The organism is Arenimonas sp., assembly GCF_035721105.1.
In the GTDB taxonomy this organism is placed as follows: domain Bacteria; phylum Pseudomonadota; class Gammaproteobacteria; order Xanthomonadales; family Xanthomonadaceae; genus Arenimonas.
Genome location: NZ_DASTNG010000042.1, coordinates 1 through 26,462 on the forward strand (window position 1 = coordinate 1; position 26,462 = coordinate 26,462).

Sequence of the window (26,462 nt, forward strand, 5' to 3'; positions counted from 1 at the left end):
ATCGGCGCGTCGTCGCCCCAGCGGCGCCAGTAGTTGGCGGGCGGGGTTTCGGCGCGGCCGCCGTGGTCGGACTGGCGCGGCGCGGCCAGGTCGGGCGCGGGTTCGGTGTTCATCGGCACCGAGCTTCCGATGTCTTCGACCAGATGCCACAGGCGTTCGCCCAGGCTCGGATCGGGCAGCGCCTGCTGCTGCAGCGTGTCGCCCAGCAGCTGGTGCATCAGCTGGAAATGGCCGCTGGCGTCGTCCAGCCCGTGGCGGCTGCAGGCGTCGCCGAGGAAGCGCGCCTCGTCGTGCATCAGCGACAGGCCGTTGATGTCCCAGCCGTCCTGCAGGAAACGATGCAGCCGGCGGCCCATGACCTCCACGCGCCGGGGCAGCAGGCGCAGGAAGGCATGGCGGTGTTCGGCGAGTCTGGACTCGTCGTGCGGATTCATCACTTCGCCCCTGGTTGGCCTTGGATTATGCCCCCGGGGGTGGCGGCTGTCAGTCTGTCTTCGGTCACGAGGGGGCAAACGCCCTCGCCCCTGCGCACCGGCCAGCGCGAGCGCATTTCACGCCGCGTTCGCAGGCGCCGCCGGGCGCCGGCGCCGGCCCAGCCGCCACACCCAGCGCGCCAGCGCGAACACCACCAGCGCGCCCGCGCCCATCACGCCCAGCAGCAGGCCCAGGGCGATGAACGGATGCGTGAACACCAGCGCCAGCGCGCCCAGGGCGGTGGCGTCCTCGCCCAGCGACGCGGTCCAGTTCGACACCGGCTCGGGCGAGGCGTTGATGATCGCGCGGGTGGTGGACTTGAGCGCGTGCGTGCCCAGCGCCGCGGTGGCGCCCAGGGCCAGGGCGGTGCCGCCCAGCTGGCCGTCGTCGGACAGGGTGGCGGCCGCCAGGAAGGCGCCGGCCGGGATCCGGGCCAGGGTCTGCAGCAGGTCCCAGCCCGAATCCACGCCGGGGATCTTGTCGGCGGCGAACTCGACCGCCGCCAGGGCGCCGGCCGTGCCCAGCACCCAGGGCGACGTGGTGGCGGCCAGGGCCTGGGGCAGGTCCACCCAGCCCATCAGGCCGGCGATGCCGACGCCGAAGACGGTGAGGTAGGCGCGGACGCCGGCCAGGCAGGCCAGGGCCAGGCCCAGGGCAAAGATGTGCGCTTCGGTCATCACGGGCTCCCGGAGGGTGACGCAGTTCACAGTATAGTGAGGCCCCGCCTTGACGCTGGCTTACCGCGCCAGCGATGTTCGCGATCCCCCTGCCTGCCCCCGCCCATGAGCACGCCCTCGCCCGACAAGCACCGCTTCGTGATCGTGCCGCACCGGCCCCATGCCCGGGCGCTGCTGGTGATCGCGGCCGTGCTTTGGCTGGCCAGCCTGGTCGCGGTGGGCTACTGGGCCAGCAGCCGGGCGGCGCCCGGCCTGTCCAAGGCCCGGGCCGACCTGGCGGTGGCCAGCAAGCGCGCGGTGCAGGCCGAGGCCCTGGTGAAGCAGCTGCGCCAGAACGTGTCCACCCTGCGCCGCAGCGACCAGATCAGCCGCAGCGCCAACACCGAGCTGCAGGCCAGCCTGGCCGAGCGCGAGGAGGAAGTGTCCGGCCTGCGCGCCGACGTCGCCTTCTACGAGCGCCTGGTCGGCGCCACCGGCCAGCGCCGCGGCCTGTCGGTGCACGAAGTGGTGTTCCAGCCCGAGGCCGGCGGCACCTGGCGCTACACCGTCACCCTCACCCAGAACCTCAACCGCGGCGCCATCAGCAAGGGCGAGGCGCGGGTGTCAGTGGAAGGCGTCCGCGAGGGCCGCCTGCAGAGCCTGCGCTGGGAAGACCTCCTGCAGAAGCCGGAGGCCCCTGGCCAGCCGTTCTCGTTCCGCTATTTCCAGCAGCTCGAAGGGAGCATCATGCTGCCCGAAGGCTTTACCCCCCAACGCGTCCGGGTGCAGCTGCGCTCGGACGGAAGCACCGTGGACCAGGCGTTCCCCTGGCAGACCCCGGGTCCACGAGGAGACTGAGATGTTCGGCAACGGCAAGAGCAAATCCCCCCGCCAAGGCGGCCACGCCGTCGAAACCCTGATCGGCCCGCGCGCGGTCATCCGCGGCGACGTCGGCTTCACCGGCGGCCTGTACGTCGAGGGCAGCATCCACGGCAAGGTGACCGCCGAGGACGGTTCGGCGGCGGTGCTGACCATCGCCGACGACGGCCACATCGAAGGCGAGGTCCGCGCGCCGGTGGTGGTGATCAGCGGCCGCATGACCGGCGACGTCTACGCCGGCGAGCGCATCGAGCTGGCCGCCAACGCCCGCGTGAACGGCAACATCCACTACAAGGTGGTCGAAATGGCCGCGGGTGCCATGATCACCGGCCGCCTGATCCACGCCGACGCGCCGCTGGCCCAGCTCACGGGCCCCGAGACCCCGGCCGCCGGCGGCCGCGTGAAGGCCAAGGGCGAGGCCCAGGAAGCCTGACCGAACTTGATAAAGGGCGCCGCGGCGCCCATCTTGGCCCCATGGAAACCACGCCCAGCTACCAGTCGCTCGACGCGCCCCTCGACTTCACGCCGGCGGCGGCCGCCAAGGTCGCCTCCCTCATCGCCGAGGAGGGCAATCCGGGCCTGAAGCTGCGCGTCTACATCACCGGCGGCGGCTGCTCGGGCTTCCAGTACGGCTTCGAGTTCGACGAACAGCAGGCCGAGGATGACCTGGCCCTGCAGCGCGACGGTGTCACCCTGCTGGTGGATCCGCTGAGCCTGCAGTACCTGATGGGCGCCGAGGTCGACTACCGCGAAAGCCTGCAGGGCGCGCAGTTCGTCATCCGCAACCCCAACGCCAAGACCACCTGCGGCTGCGGCAGCAGCTTCTCCGCCTGATCCCGGCGCCCGGACGCATGGCCTCGTCAGCGCCCGGCTACGCCTTCCGCGGTCCGGGCCTGGACCGGTCCGAGCTGCTCCGCGAACGCCCCGATGACCTGCGCGCCCGCTGGGCCGCGGCGCGCGTGCTGGTGGTGGACGCCGACGGCCACGGCCGCTTCCCCGATCCCTCCGGCGCGGTCGGCTACTGCCTCGGCGCCGAGCTGATGCCGGAGCTGCCCGAGGCCGCCAGCTTCCTGGGCCTGGGCGACGAAGGCGCGTGGTTCGCGCTGCCGCACGAGGTCCTGCCCGACCCGCTGCCCGGCAAGATCGACCTGCGCGCCGCCGCGACCGAATGGCCGGCGCGCGACGCCGCCGCCCTGGCCGAGGCCCGCGCCCTGCTGCACTGGCAGCAGCGCAACAAGTTTTGCGGCGGCTGCGGCCACGCGCTGGGCCTGTGCAAGGGCGGCTGGTGCGCGCGCTGCACGCAGTGCGGCCTGGAGCACTACCCGCGCACCGACCCGGCCATCATCGTCGCGGTCAGCGACGGCGAGCGGCTGCTGCTGGGCCGCCAGGCCAGCTGGCCGGCCGGTCGCTGGTCGGTGCTGGCCGGCTTCGTCGAGCCGGGCGAATCACTGGAGCAGGCCGTGGCCCGCGAGGTGATGGAAGAGGCCGGCATCCCGGTCCTCGAGTGCCAGTACGCCGCCTCCCAGCCCTGGCCCTTCCCGGCCGCGCTGATGATCGGCTTCCAGGCCCAGGGCCTGCCGCTGGCGCCGTCGGTGGGCGATGAACTGGAGCAGGCGCGCTGGTTCACGGTGGACGCGCTAGACAGCGCGATCGCCACCGGCGAGGTCAAGCTCCCGCCCGTGCTGTCGATCTCGCGCTGGCTGGTCGACGAATGGGTCGCCGGCGCACGCGCCCGCCGCGCGGCGGCAACGGCCACCTGATTCAGCGCTAGAATCCGGGCATGTCCGCCGCGCTCATCGCCGTCGTCGTTTCCCTGCTGCTCGGCCACCTGGTGCCGTCGCTGCCGCTGCTGCGGCGCTACGACTGGTTCATCGGCTGGCTGCACTGGCTGGGCAAGCAAACCAGCGGCGACGAATGGCCCAACCGCATCGGCCTGCTGCTGGCGGTGGGCTTGCCGCTGCTGGCGATCGGCGCGGTGCAGTTCCTGATCGACGACCTCTGGTACGGCCTGCCGGCCTTCTTCCTCGCGCTGCTGGCGCTGGTCTACACCTGGGGCCCGCGCGACCTGAACCTCGACGTCGAGGCGGTGATCGACGCGCGCGGCCCGGAGGCGCGGCGCAGCGCCGCCGCGGCGCTGTTCCCCGAGGGCGGCGAGCCGGTGGTCGAGGGTCCCACCCTGGTCGCGGCGGTGTTCCACTGCGCGCTGTGGCGCTGGTTCGGCGTGCTGTTCTGGTTCGTGGTGGCGGGCGCGGTCGGCGCCATCGGCTATCGCCTGGTGTCGCTGTGCGCCCAGGGCGAGGCCCGGCGCAGCCTGCCCGAAGCCCAGCGCGGCCTGGCCCGCACCGCGCTGGCGGTGCTGAACTGGCCGGTGGCGCAGCTGATGACCTTTGCGCTGGCGCTGGCCGCCGATTTCGACAAGGTGCTCAGCGCCTGGCGCGACTGGCATGCCAAGGGCGTGCGGCTGGAGCTCGGCTTCCTGGACGCCGCCGCGCGCGCCAGCGTCGCCAGCGAGCTCGCCGAGGAAGACGCCTACGCCGTCGACGGCGCCGCGCAGGCGCCCGACCTGTTGGAGCTTCGCGATGCGATGAGCCTGGTCTGGCGCATCCTGCTGCTTTGGCTGGGCCTGCTGGCGCTGTTCGTGCTGGCCGGCTGGGCGACCTGAGTCAGCCTGGCGCCAGCCAGCTGAAGGGCCACCAGGGCAGGTTGCGCGCGATGGCGTAGCCGATCACCAGCACGGCCCAGGGGCGGGCGTCGCCGAGGCGGCGCAGCGCCGGCTTCCAGCGCTCGGGCGCGAAGCCCAGCGGCTCGAGCAGCAGGAAGGGCATCAGCGGCAGCGCGAACAGCAGCAGCGGGTTCATCGCCAGCGCCTGGCCCAGGTCGCCGTGCAGCAGCGCGTGCAGCATCCGCGTGGCGCCGCAGCCGGGGCAGTACAGGCCGGTCAGCCACTGCGACGGGCAGGGCGGCAGCGGGTTGCCGGCGGCGTTGGGATCGACCCGGAGCAGCACGAGGGCGGCGGCGACGCCGCCCAGCGCGAGCGCCAGCGCCAGCCAGCGGCGGGCGCCTTGGTCGGCGGATCGGTCAGTAGTTGTTGACATCCGACAGCCCGGCCGCGAGATACAGCAGGCCGACCACCAGCCCCAGGCCGAACGAGACCCAGCTCCAGATCTTGGCGTTGTTGGCGTCGCTCATCGCGCCCTGCACGTCGCCGGCCGCGAGCTTGGTGTTCACCCGGGCGGCATAGACGATCGCGACGATGCCGAAGGGCACGCAGCAGCAGATCGTGGACAGGATGGCCCAGACCAGGTTGTTCTCGACGTGCGGGCGCGCGGCCGGCGGCGGCGGTGGCGCCGGCGCGGCGATGGCCAGCGTGACGCCGCAGGCGGAGCACTGCACGGCCTCGGGCGGGTTGCTCTGTCCACAGTTCTGGCAATACATCGGAGGCTCCCGGGGATTAGTTGTTGATCGCGCCGATGGCGCCGGCGAACAAGAGGAAAAGGAAGTACAGCACGAACAACGCCGCCGGGAAGCCGATCGAGATCATCGACCACAGCTTGGCGTTCTCGGAATCGCTGCGGGCGCCGGCGATGTCGCCGGCGGCGACCTTGCCGTCGACGCGCGCGGCATAGACGATCGCGACGATGCCGCCGGGCAGGCAGCAAAACAGGGTGGCCAGGATCGCCCACACCAGGTGGTTGGGGATGTAGGGCGGCGGCGGCTGGGGCGCGGGCACGGCGATGGCCAGCGTGACGCCGCAGGCGCTGCATTGGACGGCGTCGGCCGGATTGCTCTGGCCGCAGTTCTGGCAGTACATGGTTTTCCCCTGGAAGCCGGCGCGCGGCGCCGATGCCGTGGGGAGGAAACTAGCCGCTGGCCGGGCGCGCGGTCAATGCCGCGCGCCGGCATCGGTCCGGATTCAGGGCTGGTTGCCGCGCAGCGCGCGCACCCGGGCCTCGAGCGAGGCGGCCGTGGCGACGGCGCCGGGAATCGCCGCTTCGGCGATGACGGCCACCGCCGCGCGCAGCCGGCGCGGCACGCGCAGCCGGCCCAGGCGGGAGTCGCGCTTGCTCCACATGCTGTCCCACAGGCCGGTCAGCGCCATCGGCACCACCGGCACCGGGTGCGTGGCCAGGATGCGTTCGACGCCGCCGCGGAAGGGCGCGATCTCGCCGTCCTTGGTCAGCGCGCCCTCGGGGAAGATGCAGACCAGCTCGCCGGCGTCGAGCGCGGCGCGGATCTCCTCGAACGCGGCTTCCATGACCTCGGGATCTTCCTTGGCGCCTGCGATCGGGATCGCGCGGTAGGCGCGGAACACCCAGTTCATCATCGGCACGCGGAAGATCTTGTAGTACATGACGAAGCGGATCGGCCGCGGCACCGCGGCGCTGATCAGCACCGGGTCCATGTAGCTGACGTGGTTGCAGACCAGCAGCGCGGCGCCTTCGTCGGGCACGTGCTCCTCCACGCCCCGGATGGTGACGCGATAGAACAGCGTCACGTACATCCAGGCGATGAAGCGCAGGAAGAACTCCGGCACGATCGAGAAGATCAGGATCGCCACCAGGGCGTTGGCGATGCCCAGGGCCAGGAACACTTCCGGGATCGACCAGCCCAGGAAGCGCTGCACGGCGATGCCGATCATGGCGGCCAGGACGATGAAGAAAGCGTTCTGGATGTTGAGTCCGGCGATGACGCGCGAGAGCTCCCCCTTCGGCGTACGGCTCTGCACCAGTGCGAACAGCGGCACGATGTACAGGCCGGCGAACAGGCCGATCAGCGTGAGGTCGGCCATGATCCGCCAGCTTCCGGGGGCATCGATGAACCCGGCGACATCCAGCCCGGCCGCCAGCGCCAGGCCGGGCCGGGCGAAGTACAGGTCCACGCAGAACGCGGTCATGCCGAAGGCGCCCAGCGGCACCAGGCCGATCTCGACCGTGCGGCGCGACAGCTTCTCGCAAAGCAGCGAGCCGATGCCGGTGCCGACCGAGAACAGCACGAAGCAGAACAGGTAGAGCGTGTTGCCGCCGCCCAGGTGAAGCTCGGCGTAGGTGGGCAGCTGCGCGGTGATCACCGTGCCGACGAACCAGAACCACGACACGCCCAGCACCGCATTGCGGACGGCCGGCGTGCGCCGGGCCAGGCGCAGGGCCTTGAGCGATTCCGGCAGCGGGTTCCAGTTGATCTTCAGGTCCGGGGCCGAGGCCTCCACGCGCGGAATCGCGCGGCTGACCAGGTTGCCGGTGATCGCCAGGGCCACGATGGTGAAGGCCGCCGCCTCCGGGCCGTGCTCGCCGGCCACCACGAACACCAGGCCACCGGCGATCATGCCCAGCAGGATCGACATCGAGGTGCCCATCTCGACCAGGCCGTTGCCGCCGGTCAGCTCCTCGGGCTTGAGCACGCTGGGCAGGATCGAATACTTCACCGGCCCGAACAGGGTCGACTGCAGGCCGGTGAGGAACAGCGCCACCAGCAGCACCGGCAGGCTTTCGAGCACGAAGCCGACGGCGGCCACCGACATGATGACGATCTCCATCATCGTGGTGATCCGCACCAGCCGGGACTTCTCCAGCTTCTCGGCGATCTGGCCGGCCAGGCCGGAGAACAGGAAGTAGGGAAGGATGAACAGTGCCGGCGCCAGGTTCGTGTACAGCGTGCGCTGCTCCAGGTCGATGCCCAGGGCGAACAGCAGCCCGATGATCGCCTGTCGGTAGACGTTGTCGTTGAACGCGCCCAGCGACTGGGTCACGAAGTAGGGCAGGAAGCGGCGCTGTTTCAGCAGCTCGAACTGGTTGTGGGCCATGGTTCCCCCGGGGTCAGCGCGCAGCCTACCAGACGCCCCCCATCCCGTTTGCCCGCCGGCACACCCGAACCCGTGGACACACCGGAACCCGCCGACACCCCGGACCCTGTAGGAGCGCCTTCAGGCGCGAATCTTTTGGCGAAGCGCTTCGCGCCTGAAGGCGCTCCTACCAACGCGCAAAAAAAAGGCCCCTCCGGAGAGGGGCCTTTCATGGCTTGCCGAAGGATCAGTAGTCCTTCTGCACGTTCAGCAGCAGGCCGTTGTCACGCTCGCCGTCGCTGCCGACCTGGCCGCGGTACTCCAGGCCGAAGGACCAGTCGCTGGTCAGGTCGAAGCGTGCGCCCAGGCCCAGCACCCAGCGGTTGTTGTCGTACTCGGTGCCCACCAGCGGGAAGGCCGGGCCGCCCACCAGGTCCGCGTACTGCACGCTGGCGTTGGCGCGGTCGTGGAAGTCGTGCTGGTACTCGACCCGGAACATCGGCGAGAACACGCCCCAGCCCATCGGGTAGGCACTGTCGACCCGCAGGCCCAGGTTGCCGGTGGTCGTGTCCACGTCCATCGCGCCGAAGCGCAGGGCGTAGATCGCGTCACCGGTCTCGGTGTAGCCGTCGAGCGTGGCGCGGGCCAGGTCCAGGCGCAGGTACGGGTTCCAGTTCACGGCGCCGCGGCGGATGTCGGCACCGGTCGAGATCGACGCGAACCACTGGTCACCGTCGCGCTGCCCGTAGACGAAGGCATCGGTCGGGGTGACGTAGCGGCGCAGGTCGAAGGACAGGCGCTGGAAGCCGAGCAGGCCGTCGAGATAGAAGCTCTCGCCCGGGTGGTAGCTGGCGTAGGTCGCCAGCGTGGTCGCGTCGCCCTTGACCCGGCTGCCGTTGCTGCCGATCTCGTTGTCGTCGCGGCCGTAGCCGATGCCGGCACCGAGCGCCAGCGACTCGCTGACCCGGTAGTCCATGCCGGCGCTGGCGCCGTCGGTCTCGAAGGACACGTCGGCACTGCCGTTGCGGCCGTCGGCGCTGCCCGAGCGGATCACGCCGCCGACCCAGGCGTTGAGCGCCGAGTCGCGACCGCCGCCGGTGCGGCCGCCGTTGGCCGCGCCGTTGCCGGCCGGGCCGCGGCCACCCTCGTTCGAACCCAGGGTGTCGCTGCACGGATCCATCCAGTCGGTGACCACCGACTCGACGCACTGCGGGCGGATCGAGAAGCCCAGCGTGTTGTCGATGCCGTCGGTGCCGCCGCCGCCGCGATGCAGGCGCTCGAGGCGCTGCTGGAAGTTGCCGATCTGGGCGGTGGCGAAGCGACGGGTCGCTTCGGCCTGGGCGTCGAGCATGCCCTGCACCTCCGGATCCTGCGACGGATCCGGGCGCTCTTCGACGGTGATGTTGACCAGGCCGATCGCCGAGGTCGCGAAGGCGTTGTCGAGGGTGAACTCGACCACCACCGACCCGCTGAAGGCGGCGTCGGGGGTGAAGGTCAGCACGTAGTCGGCACCCGAGGCGGTGATGACCGCCGTGCCCGAGGCCGCCGGATTCACCGACACCACGCTGGCGCCGGTGAACGGACCGCCGGTGGCGCCCGCCGTCAGCGTCACCGACACCGGCGTGGCCGGGGTGGTGGTGACGTCGAAGTTGGCCGGGATCGGCAGCGGGTTCACCGTCACCGTGACGGTGGCCGGGGCGGAGGTGCCGCCCGGGCCGGTCGCGGTGTAGGTGAAGGTAACGCTGGCCGGCGACAGGGTCGGCGCGGTGTACACCACGTCCAGGCCGGACACGGTGACCGTGCCGGTGGCCGGCGGCGAGGCAATGGCGATCGAGGTGATCGGCGCCGCGCTGGTGTCGTTGGCCGTGACCGGGATGGTCACCGACGCGCCCGCCAGCACCGTGGCCGTGTCATCCACCGCCACCGGCGGGGCGAACACGATCTCGACGCTGTAGGCCTGGGCCGCCGTCGCCGCGGTGCCGCCGGTGCTGTCGGTGGCGGTGACGGTGAAGTTGAAGATGCCCGCCGCGGTCGGCGTGCCCGACAGCGTGCCGTCCGGCGCCAGCGCCAGGCCACCCGGCAGCGCGCCGGCGGTGACCGCGAAGCTGTACGGGGCGACGCCGCCGCTGGCGCTCACCGTCTGGCCGTAGGCCACGCCGACGATGCCCGAGGGCAGGGTGGCCGGCGTGATCGCCAGCACCGGCACGTCGATCACCAGGCCGTAGGCGCGGCTTCCGGTCTGGCCATTGGGATCAGTGGCGGTGACGGTGAAGTTGAAGGTGCCGCTGCTGGTCGGGGTGCCCGACAGCGCGCCGCCGGTCGACAGCGCCATGCCCGGGGGCAGGGCGCCGGCGGTGACTGCGAAGCCGTAGGGCGCGACCGCGCCGGTGGCCGACAGGCTGGCCGCGTAGGCCTGGCCCGCGGTGCCGTTGGCCAGCGTGGCCGGGTTGACCACGATGGTCGGCGCCGGCACGTCGATCGTGTAGTTCTGCGCGATCGAGAACGGGGCGCCGACGCCGGTCAGGCCGGTGTCGGTGGCCGTCACGGTGACCGGGTAGCTGCCCGGGACCGTCGGGGTGCCCGACAGCGTGCCGCTGCTGAAGCTCATGCCCGCCGGCAGGGTGCCAGTGAGCACGTAGCTGTACGGGCCGGGGCTGCCGCCGGCGGTGAAGGCCTGCGAGAAGGCCACGGCGTAGGGCGCGTTGAGCGTGCCCGATGCCGGGGTCATCGTCAGCACCGGGGCCGCCACGTTGAAGCTGTAGGCGCGGCTGCCGGTCTGGCCGTTGGCGTCGGTGGCGGTGACGGTGAAGTTGAAGGCGCCCACTTCCGTGGCCGTGCCCGACAGCGTGCCGCCGGCCGAGAGCACCAGGCCGTTCGGCAGGCTGCCCGCGGTGACCGCGAAGCCGTAGGGCGCGACGCCACCGGTGGCCGTGATCGTCTGGCTGTAGGCGGCACCCGCGGTCGGGGCCGGCAAGGTGGTCGGATCCACGACGATCACCGGGGCCGGCACGACGAGCGTGTAGTCCTGCGCGATGGTGAACGGTGCGCCGGTGCCGGTGCTGCCGGTATCGGTGGCGGTGATGGTGATCAGGTAGCTGCCCGGCGCGACCGGCGTGCCGGCCAGCGTATCGCCGACCAGGCTGATGCCGGCCGGCAGGGCGCCGGTGACCGCGTAGCTGTACGGACCCGTGCCGCCGCCGGCGCTGAAGGCCTGCGAGTAGGCCACCGCGTACGGCGCGTTCAGCGAGCCCGCCGCCGGCGACAGCGTCAGCGTCGGGGCGCCGATGCTCAGGCTGAAGGCCTGGCCGACGGTGAACGGACCGTTGCCCGTGCTGCTGTCGGTGGCCGACACGTTGAGCGTGAAGGTGCCCGCCTCGGTCGGCGTGCCCGACACGGTGACGGTGTTGGCCGTGGTGCCGGTGATCGACACGCCCGCCGGCAGGTTGGTGACCTGGTAACCCGACCACGGCGCCGTGCCGCCGTTGAAGCTGAAGGTCTGGGTGTAGGCCACCGCGACCGTGCCCGTGAGCGGGTTGCCGTTGGTGATGCTGATCACCGGGTCGGTGACGGTCACGGTGACCGTGGCCGGCGCCGAGGTGCCGCCGCTGTTGGTGGCGGTGTAGGTGAAGCTGTCCGGACCCGAGTAACCGGCGTTCGGCTGGTAGGTGATGCTGGTGCCGGAGGCGATGGCCGTGCCGTTGCTGGCCGCCGTGCCGATGGCGACCGAGACCGGCGCGCCGCCGGTGATGTCGAGCGTGACATTGGTGGCCGCCGCGTTGAACGGCACGGTCACCGAGACCGCATTCGCGACCGGCGGCACGTCGATCACGGTGATCGCGTAGGCCTGGGTGGCGGTGTAGGGGCCGGTGCCGGTGCTGCTGTCGGTGGCGGTGATGCTGAAGTTGAACGTGCCCAGCGCCGACGGCGTGCCAGTGATGGCGCCGGAGGCCGGGTTCAGCGTGAGGCCGCCCGGCAGCGCGCCGGCGGTCACCGCGTAGGCGTACGGCGCGGTGCCGCCGCTGGCTGCGGTGATCGACTCACTGTAGGCGCTGCCCAGCGTGCCGCCCGCCAGCGCGGTGGCCGGCAGGCTGATGGTCGGCGGCGCGATGGTCAGCAGGTAGGCCTGGCTGCCCGAGAACGGACCCGGGAAGGGCGAGCTGTCGGTGGCCGTGACGGTGAAATTGAAGCTGCCGCCCGCGGTCGGGGTGCCCGAGAGCACGCCGCCCGGCGACAGGGTCAGGCCCGCCGGCAGGGCGCCGGCCGTCACCGCGAAGTTGTAGGGGCCGACGCCGCCGCTGGCCGAGATCGCCTGGCTGTAGGCCGCGGCCACGGTGCCATTGGGCAGCGCGCCCGGCGACACCGTCACCGGCACGTCGTCGTTGGTGATCGTGCCCACGCCCTGGTTGTCGGAGATGGTGGCGTTGGTGGCGCCGCTGAGGTTGACGAAGAAGGTCTCGTTGGCCTCGGGCACCGTCTCGCCGATCACCGGGACGGTGATGGTGCGGGTGGTCTGGCCCGGGGTGAAGGTCAGTGTGCCGCTGGTGTTGGTGTAGTCGGCCGGCTGGGTCGCCGTGCCGTCCGCGGTGGCGTAGTTCACCGACACGGTCTGGCCGCTGGCGGCGCCGAGCGTGACGGTGAAGACCGCATTGACCGTGCCGGCATTGCCTTCGACCACGGTCACATCGTTGATGGCCAGGCTGGGCAGCGGGTCGTCGTTGACGATGGTGCCCACGCCCTGGCCATCCACGACCACCGCGTTGACCACGCCCGTGACGTTGACGAAGAAGGTCTCCGACGGCTCGTTCAGCGTGTCGCCGTTGACCAGCGCGGTGAAGGTGTAGGTGCTGCTGCCGGCCGGGATGGTCTGGCCGGTCAGGCTCTGCGCAACGTAATCCACGCCCGCCGTGGCGCTGCCGTTGGCGGTCGCGATGTTGAAGGTGACGCCGCCCGGACCGGCCGGGGCGCTCAGGCTCACGGTGAAGGTGAAGTTGGTGATGCCGGCGTTGCCTTCGCTCACCGTGACGTCGTTGATCGTCAGGTTCGGCAGGTCGTCGTTGAGGATGGTGCCGGTGGCGCTGTTGGGCACGCCCACGGTGTAGCCGGCGCCGGCGGCGAGCGTCAGGGTGACGGTCTCGTCGGCCTCGATGGTGGCGTCGGCCGTCGGGTTCACGGTGACGGTGCCGGTGCTGTTGCCGGCCGGGATCACCAGCGGCGAAGCAATCGTCGCGTAGTCGGTGCCGTTCGCCGCGGTGCCGCCGATGGTGTAGTTCAGCGACAGCGCCGAGAACGCCGGCTGGTTCAGCGTGACGGTGTAGATGAGGTTCGGCGCGCCGTCCTCGGCCACCGCGGCCGGCGAGACGGAGATCGTCGCGCTGGGCACGTCGTCGTTGAGGATGGTGCCCGTGGCGCTGGCGGGTGCGCCAACGGTGTAGCCGGTGCCGGCGGCGACGGTGAGGGTGACGGTTTCATCCGGCTCGACGGTGCCGTCGACCGAGGGGTTGATGGTGACGACGGCGGTGGTGGCCCCGGCCGGGATGGTGACGGTGGCGACGTTGCCGGTGTAGTCGGTGCCGGCGGTCGCCGTGCCGGTGGTGGTGATGTTCACGACCGTCGGCGAGCTGAGGTTGAGGCTGCGGGTGACGGTGTAGGTGAGGTTGGTGGCGCCGTCCTCGGAGACCGAGGCCGGGGCGACCGCGATCGACACGCTCGGCGGCGGCGACACGGTGAGCGTGTACGACTCCAGTTCAAAGTAGCTGCCCGGGCCGGTGCTCGAATCGGTGACGCGCAGGGTGACCGGGTAGTTGCCGGGCGCCTCCGCGGTGGTGCCGCTGACCACGCCGGCGGAGGACACGGTGATGCCCGCCGGGAAGGCCCCGGTCTCGAGCAGGAAGGAATGCGGCGCCACGCCGCCGGTGACCGTCAGCGTCTGGCTGAAGGGCACGCCCTGGATCGCCGTGCCGGAGGCCGGGATCGACAGGGTGGGGTTGTTGACGGTGTCGCTGTAGCTCTTGGTGACGAAGTCGCCGAGGCTGTCGGTGCTGCGCACGGTGAAGCTGAAGGCGCCGCGCTGGGTCGGGGTGCCCGACACCACGCCGGCACTGCTGAGCGTGATGCCGGTGGCCAGCGTGCCGCTCTCGAGCGTGTAGGTGTAGGGCGCGGTACCGCCGGCCGACGTCAGCGTCTGGCTGAAGGGCGTGCCGGCCGTCAGGGCGGGCAGGGTGGCCGGGCTCACCGTGATCGCCGAGGTCGGCGGCTGGATGGTGATGTTGACGGTGATGAAGTCGCTGTTGTCATCGAGCACCACGAACTGGTCGGTGGTGCCGGTGCTGCCGTTGTGGTTGTAGTTGTAGCTGTCCACCGGCGCGATGTCGCCTTCGGTCGCGGTGCCGTGCACCGGCGGCGTGGAGACCACGCCCAGGCCGAAGAAGTGGCAGGCCGACAGGTCGACGTTGACGGTGCCGCCCCAGGCCACCGTCTCGTTGCGCACCTGGCAGCCGGCATAGGTGGAGGGCAGGCCGACGGCGGCGGCGCCGGAGGCCCAGGCGAAGGCCATCAGCAGCAGGGCAAAGGCCCAGAAACCGGAAAGACCGCGTGTGCCCCGGGCAAACGTGCCCGCCGCATTCGATGAGTGATGCATTGACCTGCTCCCCTGTGGATGTGTCTGCCTACCGGGCGCTCAGTCCCGGCCGGCTAGGGGGTCAACGGCGGCCCCCTCCCCGAGCGGCCAAGTTAACCCAAGGCCCGGGGCGGCGCCATGACGCAGTGCACTGAAATCCTCTCTTGTATTGGCCCGCCGCTGGCGGCAAAGTGGCCTTCGGGGTCGGGGGGCCCTCGCCAGGCGACCGCTCCCTGCGCAAAGCGTGCATTCCAGGGGGAAGCGGCAATGAGTGAATTCTTCATCGGCCAGGTCATGATGACCGGCTTCGGTTTCGCGCCCAGGTTCTGGGCCCAGTGCAACGGGCAACTGCTGCCGATCAACCAGAACCAGGCCCTGTTCTCGCTGCTGGGCACCCAGTACGGCGGCAACGGCACCACCAACTTCGCCCTGCCGGACCTGCGCAGCCGCACGCCGATCGGCTATGCCTCTTCGGTCGACCCGTCCTGGCAGCCGCCGTCGGTGCAGATCGGCCAGGTGGCCGGCGTCGAGAACGTCACCCTGCTGTCGACCAACCTGCCGGCCCATTCGCACACGGCGATCGGCAGCACCGACGCCGGCAGCACCCGGAATCCGAACGGCAACGTGTTCGCCAGCACCAGCGTGCCGCTCTACGGTGCCTCCACCGGGTCGTTGGTGCCCCTGAGCCCCACGACGCTCTCGCCGGCGGGCGGCAACCAGCCGCATCCGAACCTGCAGCCCTACTCGGTGATCAACTTCTGCATCGCCCTGTCGGGCATCTTCCCGTCCAGGAACTGACGCCGACCCGGCCCCGGGACGCGCTGCCCCTGCGCGCGACCGCCCTCACTCCACGGAGCAAAACCCCATGTCCACTCCCTATATCGGCGAGATCCGCATGTTCAGTTTCGGCACGCGCGGCGCGCCCAACGGGTGGCAGGCCTGCGACGGCAGCCTGCTGCCGATCTCCCAGTTCGACGCCCTGTTCGCGCTGATCGGCACCACCTACGGCGGCGACGGGCAGACCACCTTCGCGGTGCCCGACCTGCGCGGCCGGGTGCCGGTGCACCAGGGCACCGGTCCGGGCCTGAGCACCTACGTGCTCGGCCAGCGGGCCGGCACCGAGACGGTGGCCGTGCTGCCGACCCAGATGCCGGCCCACACCCACACCGTCGTCGCCACTACGGCCGCGGCCTCCACCGGTACCCCGGGCTCCGGCGTGATCCCCGGCGCCGTGTCGGGGCAGACGATGTACGCGACCACCCTGACGGGCGCCACGCCGTTCAGTCCCTCGGCCCAGACGGTGAGCCTGGCGGGCGGTTCGCAGCCCCACGAGAACTGCATGCCGACGCTCACGGTCCAGTTCTGCATCGCCACCTTCGGCATCTTCCCGAGCCAAGCCTGACCGACCGCCCCGATTCGCCCAGCCCCATGGCCGCCAGCCGGCGCCTGCGGCCACCCCGGAGAAAAGCACCATGACCCAGCCCTACATCGGCGAAATCCAGCTCTACGGATTCAACTTCAACCCGCGCGGCTGGGCGTTCTGCAACGGCGCCACCCTGGCCATCTCGCAGAACACCGCACTGTTCTCCCTGATCGGGACGATTTACGGCGGCAACGGCCAGACCACGTTCCAGCTGCCCAACCTCGCCGGCCGCGCCGCCACCCAGCAGGGCCAGGGCCCGGGCCTGACGCCACGTACCCTCGGCCAGTCGTTCGGCGCCAGCACGGTCACGCTGACCAGCGCGCAGATCCCGCAGCACAACCACAACGTGGTCATTTACGCCCAGAACAACACCGCCAGTCGGGCCTCCTCGCCGTCGGCCGGCAATGCCCTGTCCGTGGCCTCGTCCACCACCGCCACGGCGTTCCGTCCGGGCGCGTCGCTCAACAGCGCCTTCCCGGCGAACATGATCCAGCCCAGTGCCGGCGGCGGCTTCCCGCACACGAACGAGCAGCCCTACCTGGGCGTCAACTTCTGCATCGCGCTGCAGGGCATCTACCCGTCGTTCCCGTAAGCGCATGAATGCACTGCCGCCGTTCCCGGCCCGGGACCGGCCCGTGGCCGGCACGCCGGCCTACCTGCTCGACCGCGGCTTCCGGCTGCGGGCCGCGGGCGACGCCGACCTGCCAGGACTCGCCGCCCTGTACGCCGATACCCGTGCCGAGGAGATGGCCGGCGTGCCCTGGCCGCAGGTGGCCAAGCAGGGTTTCCTCGACCAGCAGTTCCAGCTCCAGCACCGCCACTACGTCACGCACTACGCGGACGCCGACTTCATGGTGGTCGAGCGCGAGGGGCGGCTGTGCGGCCGCTACTACCTGCAGCGCACGCCGCCCGAGCACCTGGTGGTGGACATCAGCCTGTTGGCGACCTTTCGCGGGCAGGGCCTGGGCGCGGCGATGATCCGGGCGACGCAGGCGGAGGCCGCGGCGCTCGGGTGCGGCGTCGGCCTGCACGTGGTGCGCAACAACACCGGCGCCTGGCGTCTCTACCAGCGCCTGGGTTTCGAGGACTGCGACGGCGGCACCGCGACGCACCAGCGCATGCGCTGGCCGCCCGCGCTCAGTTGAAGACCGCCTGGTACAGGAAACCCTCGCGCTCGCGGGCGACCGGCACCAGGAAGATGGCGACCTCGCCCAGGCGCGGATGCGACATGCTGTAGATCTGCTGGGGAAACAGCAGCGCGGCGCCGTTGCGGAAAAGCAGCGAGAACGGCTGGCGCATCGGGTTGGGCAGCGAATTGGGCAGCGGCCGCGCCTCCACCAGCACGAACTCGACGTCGCCGTCGTTGAGCGCGGCGCGGAAAGTCTCGTTCAGGCACCCCGCGAAGTGCTCCAGTGTCAGCAGTTCCATGTGTTCCCCTGTTTTGCGCCGTTATTCTAGTCCACTCGCGGCCATCGCCGCGTCCACGCAGGCCTGCTCGCGTGCCGTCAGCGGCGTCGGCTCGAGGTAGGGCCGGGCCCCCTGCCAGGTTTCCGCGCCCTCGGTGGAGCGGTTGATGCGGCGCGCCAGCAGGCCGGTGTCCACCGCGCCGATCGGCAGGAAGGCTTGCAGTGCCGCCACCGTGTCGCCGGGGGCGGCCAGCAGCGCTTCGTGCCGGAGCAGCAGCACCGGGTGTTCCCGGGCCCATTCGCGCATGAAGCGGACATGGTCTCGCCACTGCCCGCAGAACGCCTCGGTGTCGGCGTCCGCCTTCAGCCCCAGCCAGGTCTTGGCCGAGCGCAGGGTGTCACCCAGGTCGCGGATCACGTACACGGTGCGCGTGCGGGGCAGGGCGCGCTGAAGCAGCTGCATCAGCGGCGGCGGCCAGCCGGGGTACTTGAAGCCCCAGACCGGGCGGCCGACGCCGGCGGCGTGGTCGCGGCAGTTCGCCAGGCCGGCCAGGGCGCCCTGCCGCAGCGCGGCCAGGTAGCCGTCGATGTCGGGCATCAGGTCCACCAGCCAGTCATCCTGGCCGCCGGCCAGCACCCGCGCCAGGCGATCGGCGAAGGCGGCACGCTGGTGCGTGTAGACCTGCTCGCGCGCGGCCAGCACCTGCAGCTGCAGGTCGAGGTCCTTGCCAACCTCTTCGCCGTAAACGAGGGTGTTTCCAGCCGAGCACAGCAGACGCTGCAGCAGCGTCGTGCCGCTGCGGACCGTGGGCGAGGTCAGCAGGATCGGATCGAGCTCGCGCACGGCTCAGGCCGTGCGCGGGCCGTGGACGTCAGGCTTTCGCGAGCGCAAGCACTTCACCCGCGGTGCGCAGGCCCGACAGCGCCGCGCCCTCCATGAAGCCCTGCCACTCGTAGAAGCTGGAGGTGTGCTCGCCACCGAACAGCAGGTTGCCGACGGCCTTGCCTTCGAGGTGCGCGATGTTGGTGAAGTAGCCCGGGCGGTTGGTGCTGTGCGAGCCCTTGCTGTAGGGGTTGTTGGCCCAGTTCTCGGTGTAGGCGACGAACTGGCCGCGGGCGTCGCGCGCGGCCGCCTGGGTGGCGCCCGGCAGCACGCGCTCGAGTCCGGCCAGGAAGGCGCCGGTGTCGGCCTGCACGGTGGCGGCACTCATGCCCTGCGCGCGCTGGCCGCCGAAGTAACCGGCCATCACCGCGTGCGCGGTCGTGGCGCGCATCGGGTTGGTTTCCCAGGTGGACTGCACCGAGGGCAGGTCGCTGAAGCCGGTGCCGTTGAGGCCATGCGCCTCGCGCCAGACCGGACCGTCGAAGCCGACCATCAGCTTGCTGTGGCGGCCCATGTCGGTGGACTTGATCGCCAGCGTCTTCCAGGCCGGAAGCTGCAGGCTGGGGTGCAGTTCGACGTCGCGAAGGACGCTGAAGGGCAGGGTGAGGACCACGGCGTGGTGGTCGCTCTGGACCGTGCGGCCACCGGCGTCGAAGGCCAGGCGGATCATGCCGCCGGCGAGCTTGCGGATCGACACCAGGCGGTGGCCCAGCGCGGCCGGCATCGGCAGGCGCTCGGCCAGGCCGCTGGTGATGCGGTCGTTGCCCTCGAGCACGCGCACGTATTCGCCGCCGTGCACGCCGAACGGCGCCTGCTGGCTGCGCTGGTCGCCGTGGACGAAGCGCAGGAAGCTGATGGCGCTGAGCTCGTCGATGCCCGCGCCGTACTCGGCCAGGTAGGCACTGCCGATCACGCGGCGGAGCAGGGCGCCGGCACCGTGCAGGTCCAGGTAGTCGGCGATGCTCATGTAGTCGAGCGTCGCGTCGCTTTCCTTGAAGCGGTCGGCCGTGGGCGAACCCAGGGTGCCGATGTCCTCGCGGATCGAGGCGGCGAACTCGCGGTATTCCGACACCACCTGCGACTCGGAATAGCGCTGGCCGCCGAAGTGGTAGAACGTTTCGCCGGCGCCCGCGACATGGCTCTCGAGCGTCAGCCCGAGTTCGCGGGCGTAGCCGATCATGGCGTGGTGCGAGGCGCCGATGAATTCGGCGCCGCGTTCGACCACCTGGCCCGGGAACACGTCGCGCAGGCTGGCGATACGGCCGCCGACGCGGTCGGAGGCCTCGAATACGCGGGCCTGGATGCCCTGGCGGGTGAGTTCGGTGGCGCAGGCCAGGCCGGCGATACCGGCGCCGACGATGGCGATGTTGCCGCCGAGGCGGGGCGTGATCGGCTTGAGGCCGATGCGCTTGTCCAGGGCCATGGCCCCGGGGGCCAGCGACCAGGCCGCGGCGGCCGAGGTCGCGGCCACTACGCCCTTGGCGAACTTGCGCCGGCCTTCGCTGCCGGGCTCGCCCCGGTCGATGGCTTCCTGCGGGCTTTCGCCGGTCTGCTCGCAGCGCTCGGACAGACGCGCCATGCGAAGCAGCCGCGCCATCATGTCGCTGCGGCTCATGGTATTCCCCTTCCCCTGTTTACCCCGCCAGTTGTATCGCGAACGCCCCACGCCAGCAAGCTGGAATAACGGGCGGGGGGGGCTCAGCCGCCGCCGGCGCCGGCCGGTGCCGGCGGCGCCAGCACCCGCAGCTCGAAGGCCTCGATCTCGAAGTAGTCCCCGTCGCCGCCGCTGCGGTCGGTGACCCGCAGCGTCAGCGGGTAGCGGCCGGGCGGGTCGACCGGGGTGCCGCTGATCACGCCCTCCGGGGACAGCACCAGGCCCTTGGGCAGCCGCCCGGCGCCCTCCAGCCGGAAGTGGTGCGGCGGGACGCCACCGCGCGCGGCCAGGACCTGCCGGAAGGGCTGGCCGCGGGTGGCCTCGGCGCCGGCCGGGGTGATCGAGATCGCGCCCGGCAGCACGACGCCGGCGAAGCTGCGCCGGGTGCTGGCGCCGGCGGCGTCGCGGACCTCCACCTCGAAGGCAAAGGACGCGCGCGAGGTCGGGACGCCGGACAGGGCGCCGTCCGCGGCCAGGGCCAGGCCTGCGGGCAGTCCGCCCGAGGCCAGCCGGAAGGTGTAGGGCGCACGGCCACCGCCGGCCGCCAGGCCGACCCGGGCGGCCTGGCCGGTCCGCAGCGCCGGCAGGGCCGCGGGCGTGATCGCCAGGGCCGAGGCGGGCGCCTGGATGCTGACGCTGACCGTGATGGTGTCGCTGTTGTCGTCCAGCACCACGAACTGGTCGCGGCCGCCGCCCGCCGGCGCGCCGCCGCCGTGCGTGTAGCGGTAGCCATCGACCGGCACGTTCGCGCCCGGCGTGGCGGTGCCGTGCCGGGGCGGCTGCGACACCGCGCCCAGCCCGAACGAGTGGCAGGTCTTGAGGTCCACCTCGACGCTCCCGCCCCAGGGCACGGTGACGCTGCGGGTGGCGCAGCCCGGATAGGTCGACGGCTGGTCGACGGCGGCCGCCGTGCCGGCCAGGGACAGGGCGAGCGCGGCCAGCAGGCGGGCAAGGGTTCGGTGGCTCATGGGCGGGACCCCGCGATGGACGAACCCCGATGTTGCCTGATCCGGACCCTCTGTAGGAGCGCCTTCAGGCGCGAATCTTTTCGCCGAAAAGCTTCGCGCCTGAAGGCGCTCCTACAGAGGCCGGCACGCGAACGGGCGTCCGGCACGCGAACGGGCGTCAGGCGTTGCGTTCGCGCTCGATGGCGCGCCAGCCGATATCGCTGCGGTAGAAGCAGCCTTCCCAGTGGATGTTGTCGGCGGCGGCGTAGGCGCGCCGCTGGGCGTCGGCGACCGTGTCGCCCAGGGCGCAGGCGCACAGGACGCGGCCGCCGGCGGTGACCACGATGCCGTTGCGCAGCTCGGTGCCGGCGTGGAAGACCTTGGCGTCGCGGCCCGGGTCGGTGCCCAGGCCGGCGATGGCGTCGCCGGTGCGCGGCGTGCCGGGGTAGTGGTCGGCCGCCATCACCACGCCCAGGCTCGGCCGCGGGTCCCAGTCGGCCTGGACGCCGTCGAGGCGGCCGTCGATCGCGGCGTCCACCAGGTCCAGCAGGTCGCTGCGCAGGCGCAGCATCACCGGCTGGGTCTCCGGGTCGCCGAAGCGCACGTTGAACTCGATCACCTTGGGCGCGCCGTCCGGCGCGATCATCAGGCCGGCGTAGAGGAAGCCGGTGAACGGGATGCCGTCGGCGATCATGCCGCGCACGGTCGGCTCGACCACTTCGCGCATCACGCGCGCATGCACGGCGGGCGTCACCACCGGCGCCGGCGAATAGGCGCCCATGCCGCCGGTATTCGGACCGGTGTCGGCGTCGCCCACGCGCTTGTGGTCCTGCGACGTGGCCATCGGCAGCGCGGTGCGGCCGTCCACCATCGAGATGAAGCTGGCTTCCTCGCCTTCCAGGAATTCCTCGATCACCACGCGCGCGCCGGCGTCGCCGAAGGCTTCGTCCTCGAGCATGTCGATGATGGCGGCCTCGGCCTCGGCGACGGTCATCGCCACCACCACGCCCTTGCCCGCGGCCAGGCCGTCGGCCTTGATCACGATCGGCGCGCCGTGGTCGCGCACGTGCTGGATCGCCAGCGCGCTGTCCTCGAACACGCCGTAGTAGGCGGTCGGGATCTTGTGCCGGGCCAGGAAATCCTTGGCGAAGGCCTTGCTGCCCTCGAGCTGCGCGGCGGCGGCGGTGGGCCCGAAGATGCGGCGGCCGTCGGCGCGGAAGGCATCCACCACGCCCTTGACCAGCGGCGCCTCGGGCCCGACCACGGTGACGGCCACATCCTCTTCGGCGGCCAGTTTCAGCAGGCCTTCGATGTCGGTGGCCTTCACTGCCACGTTGCGGCAGCGCGCCTCGGTGGCGGTGCCGGCGTTGCCGGGCGCGACCAGCACTTCGCTCACGCGCGGCGACTGCGCCAGCTTCCAGGCCAGGGCGTGTTCACGGCCGCCGGCGCCGATGACGAGGACTTTCATGGGAAGCAGCTCCGGGAACGGTTCGGTCAAAGGTTCGGTCAAGGATTCGAGGCGCAGTCGGCGGCCGCTACGGAAACATCGAAGAAGCGCTGGTTTTCGCGGTCGAGGAAGCGGCGGGTGATGACCACGCCCTCGTCCAGCACCAGGGCGAAATCGGCGTTGCGGCACAGCGACAGCAGCCGCGCCTGCTCGTCCAGCTTCACCTGGGCGAACAGCGCGGGATCGCGCGCGGCCTCGGCCAGGGTCATGCCGCGGCTGCGCATCGTCATGATGATGTTGCGGCCTTCGACGTCCATGCGCTCGAGCACCAGGCCGTCGCCCAGGTCGCGCGGCAGGTCGGCGTTGAGCTTGCGCACCAGTTCGGTCGCGATGGCCTGCACCGGATCGGCCGGCGCCAGCACCGGCGGCGGCGTGCGGTAGGCCAGCCAGACCAGCAGCGCGATGATCCCCAGGCCGGCGCCGATCAGGCCCAGGGCCAGTCCGGTCCGCGCGGGGCCCGGCGGCGGGGCGGGGGCGGGCGGCGGCGGGCTGGCGGGCGTCATGGGCGGGGCCTCAGTGGCGGAAGTGGCGGCGGCCGGTGAACACCATCGCCATGCCGTGTTCGTCGGCGGCGGCGATGACCTCGGCGTCGCGCATCGAGCCGCCCGGCTGGATCACGGCGGCGATGCCGGCGGACGCGGCGGCGTCGATGCCGTCGCGGAAGGGGAAGAAGGCGTCGGAGGCCATCACCGAGCCGGGCACGACCAGGCCGGCTTCCGCCGCCTTGATGCCGGCGATCTTCGCGCTGACCACGCGGCTCATCTGGCCGGCGCCGATGCCCACCGTCTGCAGGTCGCGGGCGTAGACGATGGCGTTGGACTTGACGTACATCGCCACTTTCCAGGCGAACAGCAGGTCGCGCAGCTGGGTCTCGCTGGGGGCGATCTTCGAGACGACCTTCAGGTCGGCGGCGCCGAGGGCGTCGGTGTCGGCGTCCTGGACCAGCAGGCCGCCGGCGATGCGCTTGTACTCCAGCCCCGGCGCGACGCGCAGGTCACCGCAGGCCAGGACGCGCACGTTGGCCTTCTTCGCGAAGTGCGGCATCGCGTCGGCGGCGATGGACGGCGCGATCACCACTTCGACGAACTGGCGCTTGAGGATCTCGGCGGCGGTGGCGGCGTCGAGCTCGCGGTTGAAGGCGATGATGCCGCCGAAGGCCGAGGTCGGGTCGACCGCGAAGGCGCGGTCGTAGGCGTCCATCAGGTTCGCGGCCACGGCCACGCCGCAGGGGTTGGCGTGCTTGACGATGACGCAGGCCGGGGCGTCGAAGGCCTTGACGCATTCCAGCGCGGCGTCGGCGTCGGCCAGGTTGTTGTAGCTCAGCTCCTTGCCCTGCAGGAAACGCGCGGTGGCGACGATGCCCTGCGGCGCGTTCGCCTCGACATAGAGCGCGCCGCGCTGGTGCGGGTTCTCGCCGTAGCGCAGGGCCGAGGCCAGCTGCAGCGAGGCGTGGAAGGTCCTGGGCCAGGCCTCGGGCTGCGCCGGGTCTTCCGCGCGCGGCGACAGCCACTGCGCGATCTGGCCGTCGTAGGCGGCGGTGTGGGCGTAGGCCTTGGCGGCGTAGGTGCGGCGCATCGCCGGCGTGCTGCCGCCCTGCGCGAGCGCTTCGAGGAAGGCGTCGTAGTCGGCGGGATCGACCAGCACGCTGGTGCGCGCGTGGTTCTTGGCGGTGGCGCGCAGCATCGCAGGGCCGCCGATGTCGATGTTCTCGATGGCGTCGTCGTAGCTGCAGCCGGGCTGGGCGACCGTCTGCGCGAACGGATAGAGGTTGACCACCAGCAGGTCGATCGGGGCGATGCCGTGCTCGGCCATCACGGCGTCATCGACGCCCTCGCGGCCGAGCAGGCCGCCGTGGATCTTCGGATGCAGGGTCTTGACCCGGCCGTCCATGATCTCGGGGAACCCGGTGACTTCGCTGACATCGCGCACCGCCAGCCCGGCCTCGCGCAGGGCCTTGGCGGTGCCGCCGGTGGACAGCAGTTCGACGCCCTGCGCGGCCAGGCCGCGGGCCAGCCCGACCACGCCGGTCTTGTCGGAAACGGAAAGCAGCGCGCGTCGGACGGGTTGGCGTTCGGCGGTCATCGGGCACCTCGTGGGGAAGCCGCGATTATACCGGCGGGAAGTGCTTCTTTTGCCACGGATGAACACGGATGAACACGGACGAGAAGCCAAAAAGCCGCTGGATATTCAACGGTCGGCAGGGCGGGCCCCCGCGCTTGGCCAGGGCCAGGCCAAAAAAGCCCTATCCGTGTTTATCCGTGTTCATCCGTGGCAAAAAACGCTTTCAGGCCAGGCCGTAGGCCTTGAGCTTCTTGCGGAGGGTGGCGCGGTTGAGGCCGAGCATGGCGGCGGCGCGGCTCTGGTTGCCGTCGCAGTGGCGCAGGACTTCGGCGAACAGCGGGGCCTCGATTTCGCGCAGCACGACCTCGTACAGGTCGTCGATCTCGCAGCCGTTGATGTCGTGCAGGTAACGCCGCACGGATCGCGAGACGTGGTCCCGCAACGGGGTATGGCTGGGGGTCGAGGGGTTGGAATCCGCGCGCGCGGCCGGCAAGGCATTCACTGGAAGGCAGCTCCGTGGGGGAATCGTCCGCTTCCTTGCGGTCCCGCCGGTGGGCGACGGGGGAAGGGAGTCTACGTCAATCCAAAACGCCGTGCGACCTGTCCTTCCGGACAGGGCGGGGGCGAAAGATTCAGTGGAAGTCGAAGGTGAACGCGACCGCGCGCTTGCCCGGGTCGAGGATCTCCAGCGTGGCGCTGGCCGACTGGCCCGGGGCGATCAGCGGCGAGGCCGGCGGGCTGCCCAGGTATTCGACGGGCTGGAACCGGCGCAGGCCCAGGGCCTGGCCGTCGATGTCCTGCAGGGCGATCTCGAGCACCGGCCAGGGCTGGCCCCAGCGGGCGTCGTTGCGGAAGCTGGCGGTGATCAGCAGCACGCCCGGCACGGTCGGGTGCGGCTGCACCTCGCGGCTGGTGACGCGGAAATCGTCGGGCGCATGCCACGGCGGCAGGTCGCAGCCCAGCAGGCCGCAGGCCAGCTCCAGCCGCGGCCGCCAGCGGGCGTCGCCGGCCAGGCGCGCGCGGTCGGCCAGCACCAGCTGCAGCAGCAGCAACGCGAACAGCGCCACGACCAGCCCGGCCCAGCCCCAGGGCAGGCGGCGGAGCGTCGGCGGGGCGTCGTCAGTGACGGCGAAACGGGGGGCGCGCGGGGGCATGCGGGGATGATAGCGGGCGAGGGGGACGGGAAACAGGAACGGCGAAGCGCTGGCGCTCAGGCCTTCCGGGTCCCGGTGATCCGCATCCAGTCGCCTTCCTGCACCGCTTCGAGCCCGTCGAACCATTCGGCGTAGCGCGCCAGCAGCGCGCCTTCCTGGCCATGCAGGATGCCCGAGAGTGCGATCACGCCGCCGGGCGCGACGCGCGAGGCCAGCGTTTCCGCCAGCAGGTCCAGCGCCGAGGCCAGGATGTTGGCGACCACCACCGGATAGGTCGCGGCCGGCTCGTCTTCCGGCGAATACACGGTGAGCTGGTCACCCACGCCGTTGCGCTCGGCGTTGTCGGCGGTGGCCGCCAGCGCCTGCGGGTCGTTGTCGACGCCGACGGCGGCCTTGGCGCCGAGCTTGAGCGCGGCCAGGGCGAGGATGCCCGAGCCGCAGCCGAAATCGAGCACTACCTTGTCGCGCAGCACCAGCGAGTCGAGCCATTGCAGGCACAGCGCCGTGGTCGGGTGCGTGCCCGAGCCGAAGGCCAGGCCGGGGTCGAGCCGGACGATGACGCCGTCGCGCGCTTCCGGCGGCGGGTCCATGTTCCAGGGCACGATCCAGGTGCGCCGGCCGAACTGCAGCGGCACGTACTGGTCCATCCACGCACGCTCCCAGTCCTGGTCGGCCACTTCGCGGAAGTCGGCCTGCGACAGGTCGATGGCGTCGTCGAAGGATTCCAGCGCGTGCAGCACCAGCTCGGCCACGGTGTCGCCGGGGAACAGCGCCAGCAGCGTGATCTCGGGCCACAGCGGCGTCTCGCCCACGCCCGGCTCCAGCACGGCCTGCTCGTTGGGCGTGGCGGCGTCGGCGTCCATCAGCGTCACCGACAGCGCGCCCAGGTCCATCAGCGCGTTCTCGGCGCGGTGCTCGTCTTCGGCGCGGACGCGCAAGGAAAGTTCAAGGAAGGGCATGGCGGCGAGACTGACGGCGGGGCCGCCATTGTCGCACCGTCCTGATCGGGACGCCGAATGGGTC

At 71.4% G+C, this 26,462-nt stretch carries 26 protein-coding genes; 9 read left to right on the forward strand and 17 right to left on the reverse strand.

Translation table 11 applies throughout. The features are described 5' to 3' along the window. Together VFQ84_RS05910 and VFQ84_RS05915 are read right to left on the reverse strand one after the other, a co-directional pair. On the reverse strand, nt 1-434 hold a 434-nt coding region (locus VFQ84_RS05910; protein WP_325130197.1), incomplete at its 3' end, for a hypothetical protein. A 117-nt stretch (nt 435-551) separates the two neighbouring features. Next, the gene (locus VFQ84_RS05915) at nt 552-1,151 is read right to left on the reverse strand and encodes a DUF4126 domain-containing protein (RefSeq protein WP_325130199.1); all 600 of its coding nucleotides are present in this window, start codon (nt 1,149-1,151) and stop codon (nt 552-554) included. Between the two features lie 105 nt (nt 1,152-1,256). Here VFQ84_RS05915 and VFQ84_RS05920 point away from each other — a divergent pair, with 105 nt between their 5' ends. The 5 genes from VFQ84_RS05920 to VFQ84_RS05940 are packed head-to-tail and all read left to right on the forward strand — an operon-like array spanning nt 1,257 to nt 4,671. Then, a complete protein-coding gene (locus VFQ84_RS05920; RefSeq protein ID WP_325130201.1) occupies nt 1,257-1,988 on the forward strand; it encodes a DUF6776 family protein in 732 nt (243 codons plus the stop codon). A gap of 1 nt (nt 1,989) precedes the next feature. Then, nucleotides 1,990-2,442 (forward strand): polymer-forming cytoskeletal protein, encoded by a 453-nt coding sequence (locus VFQ84_RS05925; protein ID WP_325130202.1) that lies wholly within the window; start codon nt 1,990-1,992, stop codon nt 2,440-2,442. Nucleotides 2,443-2,483: 41 nt separating this feature from the next. Then, nucleotides 2,484-2,843: an iron-sulfur cluster insertion protein ErpA gene (erpA, locus tag VFQ84_RS05930; RefSeq protein ID WP_325130204.1), complete on the forward strand. Its 360-nt coding sequence runs from the start codon at nt 2,484-2,486 to the stop codon at nt 2,841-2,843. Nucleotides 2,844-2,860: 17 nt separating this feature from the next. Then, nucleotides 2,861-3,769 (forward strand): NAD(+) diphosphatase, encoded by a 909-nt coding sequence (gene nudC, locus VFQ84_RS05935; RefSeq protein WP_325130207.1) that lies wholly within the window; start codon nt 2,861-2,863, stop codon nt 3,767-3,769. A 20-nt stretch (nt 3,770-3,789) separates the two neighbouring features. After that, nucleotides 3,790-4,671, forward strand: a complete 882-nt coding sequence (locus VFQ84_RS05940) for a hypothetical protein (RefSeq protein ID WP_325130209.1) — start codon at nt 3,790-3,792, stop codon at nt 4,669-4,671. Nucleotide 4,672: 1 nt separating this feature from the next. Here VFQ84_RS05940 and VFQ84_RS05945 read toward each other — a convergent pair whose 3' ends face one another. The 5 genes from VFQ84_RS05945 to VFQ84_RS05975 all read right to left on the reverse strand — a co-directional run bounded on the left by VFQ84_RS05945 (nt 4,673) and on the right by VFQ84_RS05975 (nt 14,341). After that, nucleotides 4,673-5,104, reverse strand: a complete 432-nt coding sequence (locus VFQ84_RS05945) for a DUF2752 domain-containing protein (protein ID WP_325130211.1) — start codon at nt 5,102-5,104, stop codon at nt 4,673-4,675. Next, nucleotides 5,088-5,444 carry a CD225/dispanin family protein gene (locus VFQ84_RS05950; RefSeq protein ID WP_414637005.1) on the reverse strand — a complete coding sequence of 119 codons (357 nt, stop codon included), beginning with the start codon at nt 5,442-5,444 and terminating at the stop codon, nt 5,088-5,090. The genes VFQ84_RS05945 and VFQ84_RS05950 overlap by 17 nt, the downstream gene beginning before the upstream one ends. Before the next feature lie 16 nt (nt 5,445-5,460). Next, on the reverse strand, nt 5,461-5,739 hold the full coding sequence (locus VFQ84_RS05960) for a CD225/dispanin family protein (protein WP_325130340.1): 279 nt from the start codon (nt 5,737-5,739) through the stop codon (nt 5,461-5,463). A 183-nt stretch (nt 5,740-5,922) separates the two neighbouring features. After that, complete coding sequence (locus VFQ84_RS05970; protein WP_325130213.1) at nt 5,923-7,809, reverse strand: MFS transporter; 1,887 nt, start codon at nt 7,807-7,809, stop codon at nt 5,923-5,925. 226 nt (nt 7,810-8,035) lie between these two features. Beyond that, the gene (locus tag VFQ84_RS05975; protein ID WP_325130215.1) at nt 8,036-14,341 is read right to left on the reverse strand and encodes a putative Ig domain-containing protein; all 6,306 of its coding nucleotides are present in this window, start codon (nt 14,339-14,341) and stop codon (nt 8,036-8,038) included. 330 nt (nt 14,342-14,671) lie between these two features. Here VFQ84_RS05975 and VFQ84_RS05980 point away from each other — a divergent pair, with 330 nt between their 5' ends. The 4 genes from VFQ84_RS05980 (at nt 14,672) to VFQ84_RS05995 (ending at nt 16,972) form a co-directional block, all read left to right on the forward strand. Next, complete coding sequence (locus tag VFQ84_RS05980) at nt 14,672-15,202, forward strand: phage tail protein (RefSeq protein ID WP_325130217.1); 531 nt, start codon at nt 14,672-14,674, stop codon at nt 15,200-15,202. Nucleotides 15,203-15,269: 67 nt separating this feature from the next. Further along, the gene (locus VFQ84_RS05985; RefSeq protein WP_325130219.1) at nt 15,270-15,806 is read left to right on the forward strand and encodes a phage tail protein; all 537 of its coding nucleotides are present in this window, start codon (nt 15,270-15,272) and stop codon (nt 15,804-15,806) included. 70 nt (nt 15,807-15,876) lie between these two features. Further along, on the forward strand, nt 15,877-16,419 hold the full coding sequence (locus tag VFQ84_RS05990; RefSeq protein WP_325130221.1) for a phage tail protein: 543 nt from the start codon (nt 15,877-15,879) through the stop codon (nt 16,417-16,419). A gap of 4 nt (nt 16,420-16,423) precedes the next feature. Beyond that, entirely contained in the window at nt 16,424-16,972 is a 549-nt protein-coding gene (locus tag VFQ84_RS05995; protein ID WP_325130223.1) for a GNAT family N-acetyltransferase, read from the forward strand. Here VFQ84_RS05995 and VFQ84_RS06000 read toward each other — a convergent pair. From VFQ84_RS06000 to prmA, 10 genes are all read right to left on the reverse strand, one after another. Continuing rightward, complete coding sequence (locus VFQ84_RS06000; RefSeq protein WP_325130225.1) at nt 16,965-17,255, reverse strand: DUF6916 family protein; 291 nt, start codon at nt 17,253-17,255, stop codon at nt 16,965-16,967. The genes VFQ84_RS05995 and VFQ84_RS06000 overlap by 8 nt on opposite strands. A gap of 21 nt (nt 17,256-17,276) precedes the next feature. Then, a complete protein-coding gene (locus VFQ84_RS06005; protein ID WP_325130227.1) occupies nt 17,277-18,077 on the reverse strand; it encodes a sulfotransferase in 801 nt (266 codons plus the stop codon). A 28-nt stretch (nt 18,078-18,105) separates the two neighbouring features. Further along, on the reverse strand, nt 18,106-19,731 hold the full coding sequence (locus VFQ84_RS06010; RefSeq protein ID WP_325130229.1) for an NAD(P)/FAD-dependent oxidoreductase: 1,626 nt from the start codon (nt 19,729-19,731) through the stop codon (nt 18,106-18,108). A gap of 83 nt (nt 19,732-19,814) precedes the next feature. Then, nucleotides 19,815-20,738: an Ig domain-containing protein gene (locus VFQ84_RS06015; RefSeq protein ID WP_325130231.1), complete on the reverse strand. Its 924-nt coding sequence runs from the start codon at nt 20,736-20,738 to the stop codon at nt 19,815-19,817. A 157-nt stretch (nt 20,739-20,895) separates the two neighbouring features. Then, nucleotides 20,896-22,185, reverse strand: coding sequence for a phosphoribosylamine--glycine ligase (gene purD / locus VFQ84_RS06020; protein WP_325130233.1), 1,290 nt, complete (start codon nt 22,183-22,185; stop codon nt 20,896-20,898). Between the two features lie 38 nt (nt 22,186-22,223). Next, nucleotides 22,224-22,727: a cadherin repeat domain-containing protein gene (locus tag VFQ84_RS06025; RefSeq protein WP_325130235.1), complete on the reverse strand. Its 504-nt coding sequence runs from the start codon at nt 22,725-22,727 to the stop codon at nt 22,224-22,226. A 10-nt stretch (nt 22,728-22,737) separates the two neighbouring features. Beyond that, complete coding sequence (purH, locus tag VFQ84_RS06030) at nt 22,738-24,306, reverse strand: bifunctional phosphoribosylaminoimidazolecarboxamide formyltransferase/IMP cyclohydrolase (protein ID WP_325130237.1); 1,569 nt, start codon at nt 24,304-24,306, stop codon at nt 22,738-22,740. A 202-nt stretch (nt 24,307-24,508) separates the two neighbouring features. Continuing rightward, a complete protein-coding gene (gene fis, locus VFQ84_RS06035; protein WP_325130239.1) occupies nt 24,509-24,787 on the reverse strand; it encodes a DNA-binding transcriptional regulator Fis in 279 nt (92 codons plus the stop codon). Nucleotides 24,788-24,917: 130 nt separating this feature from the next. Beyond that, complete coding sequence (locus VFQ84_RS06040) at nt 24,918-25,439, reverse strand: DUF3426 domain-containing protein (protein ID WP_325130241.1); 522 nt, start codon at nt 25,437-25,439, stop codon at nt 24,918-24,920. 56 nt (nt 25,440-25,495) lie between these two features. Further along, nucleotides 25,496-26,398 carry a 50S ribosomal protein L11 methyltransferase gene (gene prmA, locus VFQ84_RS06045; RefSeq protein WP_325130243.1) on the reverse strand — a complete coding sequence of 301 codons (903 nt, stop codon included), beginning with the start codon at nt 26,396-26,398 and terminating at the stop codon, nt 25,496-25,498. Nucleotides 26,399-26,462 lie beyond the last annotated feature (64 nt).

Bases quoted from the DNA above. Each gene is read 5' to 3' on its own strand.
- VFQ84_RS05915 (WP_325130199.1), bottom strand. From the start codon at position 1,151: ATGACCGAAGCGCACATCTTTGCCCTGGGCCTGGCCCTGGCCTGCCTG.
- VFQ84_RS05920 (WP_325130201.1), top strand. From the start codon at position 1,257: ATGAGCACGCCCTCGCCCGACAAGCACCGCTTCGTGATCGTGCCGCAC.
- VFQ84_RS05925 (WP_325130202.1), top strand. From the start codon at position 1,990: ATGTTCGGCAACGGCAAGAGCAAATCCCCCCGCCAAGGCGGCCACGCC.
- erpA (WP_325130204.1), top strand. From the start codon at position 2,484: ATGGAAACCACGCCCAGCTACCAGTCGCTCGACGCGCCCCTCGACTTC.
- nudC (WP_325130207.1), top strand. From the start codon at position 2,861: ATGGCCTCGTCAGCGCCCGGCTACGCCTTCCGCGGTCCGGGCCTGGAC.
- VFQ84_RS05940 (WP_325130209.1), top strand. From the start codon at position 3,790: ATGTCCGCCGCGCTCATCGCCGTCGTCGTTTCCCTGCTGCTCGGCCAC.
- VFQ84_RS05945 (WP_325130211.1), bottom strand. From the start codon at position 5,104: ATGTCAACAACTACTGACCGATCCGCCGACCAAGGCGCCCGCCGCTGG.
- VFQ84_RS05950 (WP_414637005.1), bottom strand. From the start codon at position 5,444: ATGTATTGCCAGAACTGTGGACAGAGCAACCCGCCCGAGGCCGTGCAG.
- VFQ84_RS05970 (WP_325130213.1), bottom strand. From the start codon at position 7,809: ATGGCCCACAACCAGTTCGAGCTGCTGAAACAGCGCCGCTTCCTGCCC.
- VFQ84_RS05975 (WP_325130215.1), bottom strand. From the start codon at position 14,341: ATGGCCTTCGCCTGGGCCTCCGGCGCCGCCGCCGTCGGCCTGCCCTCC.
- VFQ84_RS05980 (WP_325130217.1), top strand. From the start codon at position 14,672: ATGAGTGAATTCTTCATCGGCCAGGTCATGATGACCGGCTTCGGTTTC.
- VFQ84_RS05985 (WP_325130219.1), top strand. From the start codon at position 15,270: ATGTCCACTCCCTATATCGGCGAGATCCGCATGTTCAGTTTCGGCACG.
- VFQ84_RS05990 (WP_325130221.1), top strand. From the start codon at position 15,877: ATGACCCAGCCCTACATCGGCGAAATCCAGCTCTACGGATTCAACTTC.
- VFQ84_RS05995 (WP_325130223.1), top strand. From the start codon at position 16,424: ATGAATGCACTGCCGCCGTTCCCGGCCCGGGACCGGCCCGTGGCCGGC.
- VFQ84_RS06000 (WP_325130225.1), bottom strand. From the start codon at position 17,255: ATGGAACTGCTGACACTGGAGCACTTCGCGGGGTGCCTGAACGAGACT.
- VFQ84_RS06010 (WP_325130229.1), bottom strand. From the start codon at position 19,731: ATGAGCCGCAGCGACATGATGGCGCGGCTGCTTCGCATGGCGCGTCTG.
- VFQ84_RS06015 (WP_325130231.1), bottom strand. From the start codon at position 20,738: ATGAGCCACCGAACCCTTGCCCGCCTGCTGGCCGCGCTCGCCCTGTCC.
- purD (WP_325130233.1), bottom strand. From the start codon at position 22,185: ATGAAAGTCCTCGTCATCGGCGCCGGCGGCCGTGAACACGCCCTGGCC.
- VFQ84_RS06025 (WP_325130235.1), bottom strand. From the start codon at position 22,727: ATGACGCCCGCCAGCCCGCCGCCGCCCGCCCCCGCCCCGCCGCCGGGC.
- purH (WP_325130237.1), bottom strand. From the start codon at position 24,306: ATGACCGCCGAACGCCAACCCGTCCGACGCGCGCTGCTTTCCGTTTCC.
- VFQ84_RS06040 (WP_325130241.1), bottom strand. From the start codon at position 25,439: ATGCCCCCGCGCGCCCCCCGTTTCGCCGTCACTGACGACGCCCCGCCG.
- prmA (WP_325130243.1), bottom strand. From the start codon at position 26,398: ATGCCCTTCCTTGAACTTTCCTTGCGCGTCCGCGCCGAAGACGAGCAC.